Origin of the sequence: Neobacillus cucumis (genome assembly GCF_016908975.1) — a bacterium.
Lineage (GTDB): Bacteria > Bacillota > Bacilli > Bacillales > Cytobacillaceae > Neobacillus > Neobacillus cucumis.
Map to the genome: position 1 here is coordinate 99,593 of NZ_JAFBEX010000007.1, position 12,974 is coordinate 112,566.

Here is a 12,974-nt window from a genome sequence, read left to right on the forward strand (position 1 = left end):
CATTCATTCCATTTTTTTAAACAGGTCTTCCATTAGAGATTATTTCCTTGAATCGTTTCTGGGAGTGTCTTCTATAAACCACCGTAAAGACGATCGCAACCCCCATGAATCCGTACATCACAAAGTTGGAAACTGCCAAGAATTGAGATACAGACAACTTAAAAACTAGAATCGTCCGCACGAAGGATTCGCCAATTAAGCAAAGGCCCCAAACCATAGTGATTAATCTTAATACAAATCGAAAGTATGAGTATTGCCAATTGTTAGCGAAAGCTGAAGTCTTATCTGGATCATTTCCAAGGGTAAAACGAATCGCAAAATAGAAGATTAATGGTCTAGGGAAAAACAGTGAACCGAGGAATATGATCCCTAAAATACCTGTTACTAAAGATTCACGAATTAATAACAACTTTTCACTTCCATCTACAGTAAACGCAACAATGCCTAGTAAGAAACTAATGAGCATAAAGACGGCAAAAACATCTAGTCTTCTTCTCTTCATAAAGCTGAATAAATTATCAATTAATGGAATAACCGTTGCAATGAATAACGCTGCAATACTTGACATGTGAGAACTAAGTACTTCATAAACGATAAATGGAACGGCCCCATTTATGAGAAGGGTCATAACAATTCCTCTAATGATTTCTTTTCTTGAAATCGAAACTGTTTGATTCATTTATAAATCCCACCTTTTCCATATTGGTTACTTACATTCCTAAATCTTTAGGTTCATTAACATTTAACCTTTTTTCGAAACACAGATACGGATACTTACGAAATGGATACTGTATTTGCCCTACCTTAGAATAATTTGCTCGTTCATACATCGTTATCGCTTTAGTGTTGGCAGTATAGGCATCCAAACGAATACTTGTGTATCCTTTGCATATAGCCATTTCTTCTGCATATAAAAGGATTTGCTTACCAATGCCCTTCCCCTGGGAATCAGGATGAATTGCTAAACGATGAATCACAGCAGATCTACCATTTTTATCACTCCAAGGAAGCCCCGAGTATTTTGAACTTTGTTCTTCATTCATAACTACAGCACCTACGCAAATTCCATCATTTATCATCGCATGGAGATGCCCCTTTTTTAAGTCTCTTCCAATAACGAGTATATTTGGATAAAATATGTCCCATTGGTACACACCATTCTTTCTAAGGCTTTTGGTAACGGTTGTATATAAATATTTTATAGACTTCAAGTCATTCATCGAAGCTACTTCCATTTCCATGTTTTTCACGTCCTTTGATTGGATCATCTATTGAAAACTTATGGATTCTTTTCAAACCGACCGGCGGTTTATACTTGTTAAAAAATATTTATATTGTTTGCATGTAACTTATTATCGCTTTTCCGCCGTATTTCATGTAAATAAAACATTATCACAAACCAACTGTCGGTTTCTTTATGAAAATAATTATACATACCGCCAGTCGGTCCGTCAATAATAAATTGGAAATTTTTTCTTACTTACCATTATAAAGGATTATTTAAGAGAACGCAGTATTAACTTAAATATATCTTCTACTTGTACGCGTGGTCCTGAATTTTTTGAAATGATGTTTTGAACTCGCAGTCCATAAGTGAACACCATAAAAAGTGAAGCCATTTTTTCTGCATCGATTTCTTCAGGAATCCCACCCGCTTTTTGCCCGATTTCAATCCAACTCTTGGCAGTGTTTAATGAAGATCCATATAATTCACTAAGAATCGACTCCACTTTTGGATTATCTATCTGACCAAGCAAATAAGTCATGATTTTACTCGTTACATCATGCCCTTCTGTTTGTGCGGCCATCCCTTGTGCAATAAATTGAATAGGAAGAACAGCATCCTTTGGAGCCGCTTCTGCCACAACACCATTAAAACTAGTATTCATTTGTTCCATTTTCGATTTAAGTACTAGGCCAAATAATTCATCTTTTCCGGATACATAATGGTAAATCGCTCCTTTAGACAAACCAGATCGTTCAATAATATCCTGTAGTGTGGTATGTCTGCAGCCTTTTTCCTTTATTAATTGTTCTGTTGTATCCAGAATATGTGGGAAGCTGCTGTTTCTTTGTAGATTATTGGACATAAGTAATCCTCCCATTCAATGATCAATATCAAACCGTCAGTCGGTATAATACCCTCATCTTAATGAACATAGGATTATTTGTCAATAATTATGAAACCCATTATGGGTATATAGGTATAAAGGCTAAAGGAAATTTGAAGGATTTACTTTCCTCCATCATTTCTTAAAAATAAAGAGAATAAGAAATGATATAATAATAAAAAAATCTTGGGAAGGGTATTGATCAATAAGATGCTTTATATATGGGATATAGAGGAGATTATCAAAAAAACATTACATGAGCACCAATTAAATATTAATTATGAAATAAACAATACACTACCCTCACCTATGAGTTTTAATGTATCAACCAATACGATTAAGTTTAACTACCTCCAAATAAATGGATACATAGCCAATATTAACTTTAAAATTAAAGAGACAGATGAGAACTGTGTAAAACTTATCATTTATCATCAGCTCGGGTATTATTTAGATTTTAAAAAAAACAAACATGATTTAAGGATATTAATGTTTGGTGATGATTCAGAAAAAGAACAGCTTCGAGCTATAATAGAAAGAAATTCTTGGGAATACGGCCGCACCTTTGTCCCTGAGAAACTACTCAAATCATATGACAAAGTACGTTTAATCGATAAAATGCTGCTAAAAAACTATTAATTGAGGGGTGATCAAATGATTAATCGTGTGAAAGAGAAATTAGAAACTGCCCTAGAAGACTGGAGATTGATGGAAATATCCTCAGAAGATGAAGCTGAAGAATGTGCTGAAAGGTTTGAAAGGCATTTTTATGAATTTATTGACGAGTTAAAGGTTTGGTTTCAGCATTTAGAACAACCTCCATCTTCTATCGAAGAAGCAGAAAATCTTATCGAAATTAAGGAATTAATGGAACGATTACCTACACCGCTTGACCTCAACTTTTTAACAGAACTCGAGCTTATCATTGATGGAGAAGATCAAGTACGCTATGATTAATCTGCTTCTTAAATTAGAAACAGAAAAAAACCGACAAGAACGTCGTCCTTGTCGGTTTTTAACATTGAAGAATAATATTTTTATATTGCAAAGGACTGTCCTTGCTTTTCAATAAACTTTATATATTCTGCACAAAGAGTTTACAAGGTTTTAATATTCAGATGATATGATTGGTTTATCAACGAATGAGGGGGCATTATAAATGAATGTGCGTGCAATATTTATTGATATGGATGGTACACTACTAACAGCTTCAAACAATATTTCTAAGCGAAATCTAGAAGCCATTTATATGCTCCAAAATCAAGGAGTCCAGGTTTTCCTAGCTACTGGTCGACACTATGAAGTAACGGCTCCCTACCATAAAGAAATTGGATTACGAACGCCAATGATCTGTTTGAATGGTGCCTCTATTCACGATGCAGAGACTGGCAAAGCTATACAAATGAAAACCGTTCAACTGAACGAAGAACGATTCCACCAACTAACAGCAGAACATGCCTTTAATGTTATGATCCATACTGCAAATGGGCTTTATTGTAAGGAAATAAATGAAGAAGTCGATTATTGGACAAAGGTTGGGCAAATCCCACCACGGTATATTGGAGATTTAAGACAGGCAAATTATCAAGATGTTCTGAAATATAGTGTTCGAACAGGTGCACCAATTCCTGAATTGTCCACTTTGTTTAAAAATGAAGCGGAAGTCATCAATTGGAATGATGGGTTTGAATTGCTTGCTCCTAATGTTTCTAAATGGTCTGCTATAAAAAGCTTACTTCGCACACTTCGAATAAGTCCCAATGAAGTCGTAGCCATTGGAGACGGACCTAATGATATAGAAATGCTTCGTCATGTTGGTACTGGAGTGGCAATGGGGAACGCGAGCGAAGAGGTTAAAAAAGCAGCTGATTTTGTTACAGGGCACCACGAAAATGATGGATTAGCTGAGTTTATTGAAGGTTATCTTCAAGTACCGTATAAATCATATGTGATTTAGGGTTTAACTTGTGTAATCAAAAAAATGACAGGTGTAATCAATTCCACTTGATTCATACCCTGTCATTTTTAATTAAGAATGGTGTTTTTTTCCTTTTTTCTATTTGTCGTTGTGTTTTGTTTCTAAGTATTGTTTCCAAGCGGTAATACCGCCTTCAAGCAAGGTAACTTGGTATTCTTTTTGGGATAAAATTTCAGCACATTTCCTAGCGGAATTTCCCGTTGTACAGGTAACGACAATGTCACTGTTTGTAGGCAAGGATTGCAGTCCATCTTCTCCATTTTCCTCAAGATTGAAAATTACATTCTTAGGGATGTTCTGACTCTCGATATTCTGATTGGTTATATGATAATCAGAATATTTTTCTTCGGCACGTACATCTAGCAGGAAGACTGGTTCATTATTTGCAAGCTTCTCATAAAGTGCTTTTGGTGAAATCAATTTAACTGTCATGATAACTCTCCTTTTAGGTAAAATGGTGTGGACACCTTTAACTTTCAAAGTGAATGGAGTCCGTTTTATTTAATAAAAAATCTCCCTGATCTTTCCCATATAAATACAATCGATGCATCGGTCTCGTCATCGATACATACAACAATTTGATGTCTAGGTCTACCTGAGAGTACGGTTCCTCCAAGCATACAATCAAAACACAATCAAACTCAAGCCCTTTTGATAAATAGGAAGGTACAATCACAATATGCCCCTTCTTCATTTCTTCTTTTTCCTCTAATAACTGTATTGGAAGACCGCTATTTTCAAAGAGCTGTTGAATTCTTTGGCACTCCTTCTCGGTCCGTCCAATCAACGCAATGGAGTGCAACTCTTCCCCTTTGAATGAGACGATATCTTGTTCTAGAAGCAATCTGACCTTTTCCAAATTTGTAGGGTCAATCGTTTGAAACAATGGTTTTTGCCCATGACGAATCACAGGTTCGACCTTCGGCAATTCTTGATTCATTAACGTCAGGATTTCATTTGCTAAATTCATGATTTCGACAGTTGTCCGGTAGCTTTTTTGTAAGGTTTGATAATTCGCATTCGGGAAGATTTCTTCAAATACCGGGGTCCAGTTATTCAAGCCACGATAGGAATGAATTCCTTGGGCTAAATCTCCCACAATCGTAAATAAGTCAGTCTCAAAGCCTTCCTTTAAGGCAGCAAATTGAAAATAGCTGTAATCCTGTGCCTCATCAATAAAAATACTGCGCATTTTATATTTTTCATCGATACCTTCCAATTTTGTCTTTAGATAAAAGATGGGGGCTAAATCCTCCAGTTCGTAAGCGCCTCGTTCAAAGATCCTCAGGCAATACCTACTCAATAGCTTACATTCTTGATCTGTAAGCGTATGGGAAAACTTTTTGATTTGATCTGGAGAAGACATCAATTCCTTATAGAGGGTAAAAATATCCTTCATGACAAAGGCATCCATATATTTTTTTACAGCGACCTTTGCCTCCTGCTCGACTCTCTTTTGTCTTTGTTCCTTCATCTCCATCAAGGAAATGACTTTTTGTTTCCTCTTTTCTGGTTTCATTTTCGTTTTGTAAAGAGCTTTTTCCAATGCTTCTTCATATTTCTTGTTCAGATTCGATAACATGAGCGACTTTTTCTTTTTTAGATCATCTTCTAATAAATTTTTTATTTTTCCAAGCCTCTTATAGATTGGTAAGTAGGTATATTCTTTTAAAAATAGTTTTTTAAGTTTAAGCCCCTTCATTAAAACGGAATTTTCAAGGACAAAATCCTCTCTTGGGGCAAGATTCTCTTCCAATTCATTGATAAATCGATGGATTAATTCCTTAAATTCGAGTGAACCTTTAAAACTGGAAACCCATTGAATCGATTGATTGGTTCGATTCTCGTCAAGGAGCTTGATCAGCTTGGAATTAGGCGAAAACAATTTTATTTTTTGGCCCAAGCAGCTTCTCATAAAATCAATGTAGGTCGTTTGATTAATCTTATCGACACCTAATTCTGGTAAGACACCAGAGATATAATCAATAAACAATCGGTTTGGGGCGAGAATCATTAATTTTTCAGGAGGGAATCTATATCCAAAGGAATAGAGAAAGTAGGATATTCTATGGAGTGCAATCGTTGTTTTCCCGCTTCCGGCGGCCCCTTGGACGATGATCGGGTGGGTTAGTGATGCCCGGATCACTTCATTTTGCTCATTTTGAATCGTCGCTACAATTTCGGTTAAGCGATTGTCTGCTTTACCTGATAAAGATTTCTGCAAAAGTTCATCATGGGTGGTTAAATCGATGTCACTGATTTCTTTTAATAAACCATCGATAATCTCATACTGCCGCTTTAATGATAAGTAACCGGTTTGCGTCTCTCCGTATGCTTCATAGGACACCTCTCCCAGCCGTCCGTCATAGTAGACACTGGCAATCGGTGATCTCCAGTCCACGATAATCGGTTGCTGCGAGACACGGTCAAACAAAGATACTTTGCCTATGTACAAAACTTCTTCTGTTTTCGTACTACTGTTTGTAAAGTCAATTCTTGAAAAATAAGGTTTGCCGATGACACTTTCTAACCTTTTCAATTCACTTTCGGCCAATTCAAGATAATTTGCATTCGCGAGCAGGTCCGTGTAGCTCGTACTACTATCCTTCGAATTCAGCTCGGCAAACGATTGTTTCATATTTTCAACGACTAGTTCTTTATTCTCTTTGGAAATGTCTAAAACGGTTCGGATATATTCCTTCGTAAACTCTAAGCGCTCCACTTCTGCTTGATAGTCTTTATGGTTGCGGACAGAAACATGATCCTTGGCACTCATCCTCTTCACACCTCACTTTTTTTCCAAATGAACGCATGGGATACTAAGATTAACGAAAACTTTTAAACTCGTCAAGTTATTTCGTCATGGAGTTTAAGCATCCTTTTTTCAAGTTTTTTATGCGACGTCTTATCTGGTCGATTGACCTTAACATAAAAGGAAATTTTATTTAAAAAAATCTCATCAATGTAGGCTTTTATTCATACTCTATCTTGGAGGTGAAAAAATGGGAAGAGTAAATTATCGAAGTTCGGACGTTGATGTAATGGCAAGGATGATGAGAGCAGAAGCAGAAGGCGAAGGAAAACTCGGCATGTTATATGTCGGAAATGTCATTGTTAATCGGCTTGTGGCAAATTGTTTAGACTTTAAAAATCTAAGAACCATTCCCCAAGTTATTTTTCAAGTACAAGGAGGAAATTTTTCCTTTGAAGCTGTTCAAAAAGGTAATGTATTTTATCAAAGATCGAGAACGTCTGAAAGAAGATTAGCACAACAGAATTTGGATTATTGGAGACAACACCCAGGGAAGTATGCCCTTTGGTATTTTAATCCACATGCTCCATGCCCTCCTACATGGTACGATCAACCACAATCTGGTCAATTTAAAAATCATTGTTATTATGAACCAAAACCTGGAACGTGTGATAGTGTTTATAGAGGTTAGGGCTTTCAGTTTTTTTCAATTGAAAAAATTTAAGGGACCACTCCATTGTACGTGTGGTCCCTTCGTTTAAATGTGAAATTCTTTTAGTAAAAGAGTTCGACTGCTGTGTATGGGTTTTAAAAAGTTGTTAGTCGTGAGTAACCATGATGTTGGAAGCTGCTAATGCGGCTCGCTCCCTAGCCTCTTCGATTGATTCTCCGCTGCTTAACACGACTGCCATCCGTCGTCCCACTTTTGTTTCTGGTTTGCCAAAAATTCTAACTTGTGTATCAGGAATGGATAAGCTTTCAGAAATTCCCACGATTTGGTAGTTCTTGCTTTCCTTTGTTGCTTTAATCGTATGACTTGCACCAGGTCTCACTAGCTGTACAGTTGGAATCGGGTAGCCTAAGATCGCTCTTACATGTAAAGCAAATTCTGATAGATCCTGCGTTACCATTGTAACCATCCCCGTATCATGAGGCCGTGGTGACACTTCACTAAAATAAACACCTTGTGGCGAAAGAAATAATTCAACACCAAATAGTCCGTAACCGCCAAGCGCATCGGTGATTTTTTTGGCGATATCCTGTGCTTCCATAATTTGTTCCGTTGACATGTCATGTGGCTGCCAGGATTCAATGTAGTCTCCATCTTTTTGGACATGTCCGATTGGAGCACAGTAGGTTGTACCTGATACGGAACGAACTGTTAGAAGGGTAATTTCCGATTCAAAATGGATAAATTCCTCGACAATCACCCGCGCTTTTTTGCCTCTTCCACCTGAAATTGCCTCATTCCAAGACCATTCTACATCCTCCAATGAACGGCAAACGGTTTGCCCTTTTCCAGATGAGCTCATGATGGGTTTAATCACGCAGGGAATCCCGATTTCCTCTACTGCAACTTTTAATTCTTCTAATGTGTTCGCAAAAGCATATTTCGCTGTAGGAATTCCCAGTTCTTCACTTGCCAGGCGCCGGATTCCTTCTCGATCCATGGTCAGGTTTACAGCTTTAGCCGTAGGTACAATACGGAATCCTTCGTTTTCAAGGTCCAATAAGGTTTCTGTAGCAATCGCCTCAATTTCAGGAACGACCATATCCGGCTTCTCTTGTCCTATTACTCTACGAAGCTCTTCTCCATCGAGCATGTCTACCACGTACGAACGATGGGCCACCTGCATGGCAGGAGCGTTTTCATATCGGTCAACAGCTATGGTCTCAAGTCCTAAACGCTGAGCCTCGATGATGATCTCTTTACCGAGTTCACCTGAACCAAGTAACAACACTTTTTTTGTTTGGCTACCAAACATCTTATCCAACCCCTTATTGTTTGTCTTTTTATTATGTTAAACTATAAACACACTTCATTCAAGTGATTATTTTTATATCAAACACGAACAATAATAGTTATTTTAATGTATTTTATTCGTATTTAATTCAGAAAACACAACAATTTTTATTATCTGAGAAGAATTTGAATATTAAAATGTAAGGGTACAATAGCCAGTGTACACAGCAAAATACAATATATTTTTACTAGCAAATTGATAAACAAATATTGTTTTTTTGTATAAGGCTAGGCTCTGTTTTAACTGAATGATGGTTTCACTGAGTATGGTAAATAAACGGAAAAATTCCGGTTAAATTAAGAAATATCCATATTTTCGTAAAAATAAGGGAAGTTTTTCCGTTTATATGATCCAATTCTTTGAATTTAGCCCTATTTAGAGCATTTAAGCGGAATTTTTCCGCTTATATCCGCTTCTTAAGCTTCCCCTATGTAAATTAAAAGGAATTTCTCCGCTTATGAATTCTCAAATCGATACGGAGAAGGCGAAAATGGTTGTCAAACTTCCGAAGAATTAGCAATTAAACGCAAAATAGCAAGGGTTTAACCCTTGCTATTTTAGGTCCAGCATTAGCAGAAATAATAGAAATACATGTTCATAGATTCACATAAACAACACTAGTTTATTATATTTATACTGCTTGATCCTTTTTATTCTTACCGAATTGGATGGTTTGGTTATCCCCTATTAAGGTAATCTCGCTAAATGGGTTATCTTCTCCTATTTGTACATTGGATTCAATCACCGTACCACTACCAACCACCGCCCGATGAATCACGGCATTCTCACCAATCACAGTATTTGGTAATATAACTGAGTCCTTAATAACCGCACCCTTCCCCACTGTAACACCATAAAAAAGAACAGAATTTTGAACGGTCCCAAACACTTTACAGCCTTCACTCAATAGTGATTGGTTCATACTTGCTTTTCCATCGAAATACAAAGGCTTCTGAGACGTTTCATGGGTATAGATCCCCCACTCTTCATTTTGTAAAAGGGGATTGGTTTGAAAGGAGAGCAAATCCATATTGGCTTCCCAAAGGCTTTGGATCGTTCCAACATCCTTCCAATACCCCTTAAACTTATAAGCATACAATTGGTGGTTATTCTGTATCATCGCAGGGATAATATCCTTGCCAAAATCTTTAGTTGAGAATGGGTTCTTTTCTTGTTTTTCCAGGTATTTCTTTAACAGCTTCCACTTAAAAATATAGATCCCCATGGAGGCTAGATTCGATTTCGGTTGTTTCGGTTTTTCTTCAAATTCCGTTATTCGATTGGCCTCAGTATCTATATTCATAATGCCAAACCGACTGGCATCCTTCCAGGGGACATGGATGACAGAAATCGTCGCATCTGCTTTCGTTTGGATATGCTGCTCGAGCATTTTACTGTAATCCATTTTGTAAATGTGATCACCTGAAATAATAAGAACATATTCTGGATTGTAACTTTCGATATACCGGAGGTTTTGATACACAGCGTGGGCCGTCCCTTCATACCATCTTTCCCCCTGTTCACATTGGTATGGAGGAAGAAGGGTTATGCCCCCATTTTTCCTATCTAAATCCCAGTACTTGCCGTCGCCAATATAATTTTGAAGGGTATGGGGTTGATACTGCGTTAACACACCTACTGTATCAATCCCGGAATTGCTGCAATTACTTAAGGTAAAATCAATAATTCGATATTTCCCTCCAAATGGGACTGCTGGTTTCGCCATATATTGAGTTAAGTCTTTCAACCGGCTGCCTCTACCACCTGCTAAAAGCATCGCAATACATTGTTTATTTGTCATCGTTACCCCCTGTAAAGATTTACTTTATTAATTCTGTTTTTCATTGTAGCAATGTTAATAAGTATTCGGAATCAAATAAATCCGACTACATTCCTCGAATTTAGACAATATTCGTTACTATTTTTTTATCACTACTACATTCGGACATTTTTAAAACGTTAACCATCTCAGTTCCTGTCGATTTATAAGGGAAATATATGTAAGAAAATATGTCAATTGTGTGAATAAGGATATTCTAAATATAAAAAAACAGAGATTTCAGTCTCTGTTTTTTATCGAGCTTTCTAATTTGCCTTCATTGCGTGGGATTGTTATGTGAAATACTGTTCCCCCTGTTTTGTCACTCTTTACGTTCCATTTCCCACCCATTTCCCTAATGATCTGAATGGTTACCATTAAACCCAAACCGGTCCCTTGTTCTTTTGTTGAATAAAAAGGAAGGCCAAGTTTTTCAATTTGTTCCTCTGTCAGACCCTCTCCGTCATTGGAGATGAAGATATCGACCGCTTTCTGGGTACAATGGATAGAAATATTCACTTTTTCTTCGGCTGCTTCTATCGCATTTTTTATAAGATTTACGAACATTTGCTGTAATTGAGCCGAATTTCCCATCATGACGGTTTGTCCATTTATACCAATGCAAACTTCTACATTATGTAAAGTCGCATAGGATGATAGTGCAGCGATTGATTTATTCGCTTCTGTTCCAATATCAATAACACTCTGTTTCTTTATTGCCTGATTTTTTCCTAAAGATAAATAATCGGTGATTATGTCATTTGCCCGATTCAATTCTTCTAAACTTATCTGTATAAATTCCTTTTGGTTTGTCGTTAGATTGTTTGCTTCTGTGAGCAGTTGCATGAAGCCTTTTACACTTGTCATCGGATTTCTAATTTCATGGGCTACACTAGCCGCTAACTCACCAACGACCTGCATTTTCTCATTTCTTTGGATTTCTTTTCTTAATAAAATTTTTTCACGGTGTGATTCTATCAAGTAGATCGCGAACCAAGCCATAATGCCATTTTCTACGACAAAAAGGAAAGAATTGAATATCGTTTTCAATATGGTCATTTCCCGGCCAAATAACACAGCAATGATGGGCAGCATGGCTGAAGAAATCGAAACGTAGATGAAAGATAGGTAGATTTTCTTTTTAAGAGTTAAAGAATGAAACTTCTTTTGTGCCCAGTAAATAAATACGAGGGATATCATCATGGCGAAGAATGAGGGGATCATGCCAATGCCGCCATATAAGAATCGAACGATAAAGAAACATACAGAAACAAAAGCTCCTACATTCATTCCCCCATAAATAAACGCTAAATACCAGGGCACCATTCTAGAATCGATGCGTATGCCATCTATAATAATGGAGAATATGATAGATAAAGCCAATGTAATGGCACAAACCACTCCCCAAATAATGTTTTCTTGAGTTTCATCCCCTTTATCATTGGATAAAGCCAAGTAAAGGATAATAGGAATTAGGACTATCAACACCTGGAGCAGAAGTTGATCATATTGAAAAGGCATGGGTGTTCTCCTTCTATTCGGTTAAAACCTTTTTTGTATAACCCCTATTATATACATTTACTTATTATTGCGATATAGAAGATTGACAGTTTAGTTAGTCATTTCAATCAAAAGCTTTATGAAACTTTGAGACGTTTTAAAAACTTGAAAAAAGGTACCCAGTTGAATAGGTACCTTTTTTCTCTTATAAACGTTCTCTGTTGTTGTTTATCTTAGTATTCGTTTGATTTAAGGAGGTGACGGGTGGATTGTATGGATCATTTAATCTTATGGTTTCGGCTGTATCTTTTTCACTTGTCTCAACTAATCGTCCCTCTCCATGTCGGTTTTCTGGACGTTCAACAACCACAAGAAATTTACCTTCTTTAACAAGGCCTTCATAATGGTCAGCCTCTTCTTCAGTAATTCCTATGCCCATTAAAGCTCCTGTCAATCCACCTAGTCCTGCGCCAGCAGCCGCCCCAGTCAGGCTTGCAGCTATGGGTCCAGCCGCAACAAGTGGTCCGATGCCTGGTATAGCGAGGGCCCCTACGCCTGCAAGCAGTCCTAAGAGGCCACCAACTGCTCCTCCTGTTGCCGCGCCAGCTATCGCGCTATTTTCGGTCGTTGTTCCTAAGACATCATTTATTTCATTTACTTTCTCTTTGTTTTTCCCGATAACGGAAATATCTTCAGAAGTGTACCCTTGTCTTTTTAAATTTTCAACCGCCTGAATAACCTCTTGTTCAGTTTCGTAAACTCCCACCAAATACTTTTCATGTTCGTACAT

13 protein-coding genes are annotated in these 12,974 nt (G+C 37.2%); 4 read left to right on the plus strand and 9 right to left on the minus strand.

Annotation, left to right across the window (positions count from 1 at the left end; all coding sequences use genetic code 11):
• Positions 1-16: 16 nt before the first annotated feature.
• The 3 genes from JOC76_RS10850 to JOC76_RS10860 all read right to left on the minus strand — a co-directional run bounded on the left by JOC76_RS10850 (position 17) and on the right by JOC76_RS10860 (position 2,090).
• Positions 17-679, minus strand: coding sequence for a VC0807 family protein (locus tag JOC76_RS10850; protein WP_205177632.1), 663 nt, complete (start codon positions 677-679; stop codon positions 17-19).
• A 31-nt stretch (positions 680-710) separates the two neighbouring features.
• The gene (locus tag JOC76_RS10855) at positions 711-1,241 is read right to left on the minus strand and encodes a GNAT family N-acetyltransferase (RefSeq protein ID WP_205177633.1); all 531 of its coding nucleotides are present in this window, start codon (positions 1,239-1,241) and stop codon (positions 711-713) included.
• Between the two features lie 255 nt (positions 1,242-1,496).
• Positions 1,497-2,090, minus strand: coding sequence for a TetR/AcrR family transcriptional regulator (locus JOC76_RS10860; RefSeq protein ID WP_205177634.1), 594 nt, complete (start codon positions 2,088-2,090; stop codon positions 1,497-1,499).
• Positions 2,091-2,321: 231 nt separating this feature from the next.
• Here JOC76_RS10860 and JOC76_RS10865 point away from each other — a divergent pair, with 231 nt between their 5' ends.
• The 3 genes from JOC76_RS10865 to JOC76_RS10875 all read left to right on the plus strand — a co-directional run bounded on the left by JOC76_RS10865 (position 2,322) and on the right by JOC76_RS10875 (position 4,068).
• The gene (locus tag JOC76_RS10865) at positions 2,322-2,750 is read left to right on the plus strand and encodes a hypothetical protein (protein ID WP_205177635.1); all 429 of its coding nucleotides are present in this window, start codon (positions 2,322-2,324) and stop codon (positions 2,748-2,750) included.
• A gap of 15 nt (positions 2,751-2,765) precedes the next feature.
• The gene (locus JOC76_RS10870) at positions 2,766-3,068 is read left to right on the plus strand and encodes a hypothetical protein (protein ID WP_205177636.1); all 303 of its coding nucleotides are present in this window, start codon (positions 2,766-2,768) and stop codon (positions 3,066-3,068) included.
• Between the two features lie 202 nt (positions 3,069-3,270).
• A complete protein-coding gene (locus JOC76_RS10875; protein ID WP_205177637.1) occupies positions 3,271-4,068 on the plus strand; it encodes an HAD family hydrolase in 798 nt (265 codons plus the stop codon).
• A gap of 99 nt (positions 4,069-4,167) precedes the next feature.
• Here the strand turns inward: JOC76_RS10875 and JOC76_RS10880 are convergent, their stop codons facing one another.
• On the minus strand, positions 4,168-4,521 hold the full coding sequence (locus tag JOC76_RS10880; RefSeq protein ID WP_205177638.1) for a rhodanese-like domain-containing protein: 354 nt from the start codon (positions 4,519-4,521) through the stop codon (positions 4,168-4,170).
• Positions 4,522-4,558: 37 nt separating this feature from the next.
• Positions 4,559-6,865, minus strand: a complete 2,307-nt coding sequence (gene helD, locus JOC76_RS10885) for an RNA polymerase recycling motor HelD (protein WP_205177639.1) — start codon at positions 6,863-6,865, stop codon at positions 4,559-4,561.
• A 226-nt stretch (positions 6,866-7,091) separates the two neighbouring features.
• Here helD and JOC76_RS10890 point away from each other — a divergent pair, with 226 nt between their 5' ends.
• On the plus strand, positions 7,092-7,532 hold the full coding sequence (locus JOC76_RS10890; RefSeq protein WP_205177640.1) for a cell wall hydrolase: 441 nt from the start codon (positions 7,092-7,094) through the stop codon (positions 7,530-7,532).
• Between the two features lie 127 nt (positions 7,533-7,659).
• On the opposite strand, the gene purT is transcribed toward JOC76_RS10890, so the two are convergent.
• The 4 genes from purT to JOC76_RS10910 all read right to left on the minus strand — a co-directional run bounded on the left by purT (position 7,660) and on the right by JOC76_RS10910 (position 12,974).
• On the minus strand, positions 7,660-8,826 hold the full coding sequence (gene purT, locus JOC76_RS10895) for a phosphoribosylglycinamide formyltransferase 2 (protein WP_205177641.1): 1,167 nt from the start codon (positions 8,824-8,826) through the stop codon (positions 7,660-7,662).
• Positions 8,827-9,496: 670 nt separating this feature from the next.
• On the minus strand, positions 9,497-10,666 hold the full coding sequence (locus JOC76_RS10900; protein ID WP_205177642.1) for a glucose-1-phosphate adenylyltransferase: 1,170 nt from the start codon (positions 10,664-10,666) through the stop codon (positions 9,497-9,499).
• A gap of 258 nt (positions 10,667-10,924) precedes the next feature.
• Complete coding sequence (locus JOC76_RS10905; RefSeq protein ID WP_205177643.1) at positions 10,925-12,205, minus strand: ATP-binding protein; 1,281 nt, start codon at positions 12,203-12,205, stop codon at positions 10,925-10,927.
• Between the two features lie 184 nt (positions 12,206-12,389).
• Positions 12,390-12,974: a general stress protein gene (locus tag JOC76_RS10910; RefSeq protein ID WP_205177644.1), complete on the minus strand. Its 585-nt coding sequence runs from the start codon at positions 12,972-12,974 to the stop codon at positions 12,390-12,392.

What these genes read in the sequence shown, in the direction of transcription:
- JOC76_RS10880 (WP_205177638.1), bottom strand. Translation starts at nt 4,521, where the DNA reads ATGACAGTTAAATTGATTTCACCAAAAGCACTTTATGAGAAGCTTGCA.
- JOC76_RS10875 (WP_205177637.1), top strand. Translation starts at nt 3,271, where the DNA reads ATGAATGTGCGTGCAATATTTATTGATATGGATGGTACACTACTAACA.
- JOC76_RS10865 (WP_205177635.1), top strand. Translation starts at nt 2,322, where the DNA reads ATGCTTTATATATGGGATATAGAGGAGATTATCAAAAAAACATTACAT.
- JOC76_RS10855 (WP_205177633.1), bottom strand. Translation starts at nt 1,241, where the DNA reads ATGGAAATGGAAGTAGCTTCGATGAATGACTTGAAGTCTATAAAATAT.
- JOC76_RS10890 (WP_205177640.1), top strand. Translation starts at nt 7,092, where the DNA reads ATGGGAAGAGTAAATTATCGAAGTTCGGACGTTGATGTAATGGCAAGG.
- JOC76_RS10900 (WP_205177642.1), bottom strand. Translation starts at nt 10,666, where the DNA reads ATGACAAATAAACAATGTATTGCGATGCTTTTAGCAGGTGGTAGAGGC.
- JOC76_RS10860 (WP_205177634.1), bottom strand. Translation starts at nt 2,090, where the DNA reads ATGTCCAATAATCTACAAAGAAACAGCAGCTTCCCACATATTCTGGAT.
- helD (WP_205177639.1), bottom strand. Translation starts at nt 6,865, where the DNA reads ATGAGTGCCAAGGATCATGTTTCTGTCCGCAACCATAAAGACTATCAA.
- purT (WP_205177641.1), bottom strand. Translation starts at nt 8,826, where the DNA reads ATGTTTGGTAGCCAAACAAAAAAAGTGTTGTTACTTGGTTCAGGTGAA.
- JOC76_RS10905 (WP_205177643.1), bottom strand. Translation starts at nt 12,205, where the DNA reads ATGCCTTTTCAATATGATCAACTTCTGCTCCAGGTGTTGATAGTCCTA.
- JOC76_RS10910 (WP_205177644.1), bottom strand. Translation starts at nt 12,974, where the DNA reads ATGTACGAACATGAAAAGTATTTGGTGGGAGTTTACGAAACTGAACAA.
- JOC76_RS10870 (WP_205177636.1), top strand. Translation starts at nt 2,766, where the DNA reads ATGATTAATCGTGTGAAAGAGAAATTAGAAACTGCCCTAGAAGACTGG.
- JOC76_RS10850 (WP_205177632.1), bottom strand. Translation starts at nt 679, where the DNA reads ATGAATCAAACAGTTTCGATTTCAAGAAAAGAAATCATTAGAGGAATT.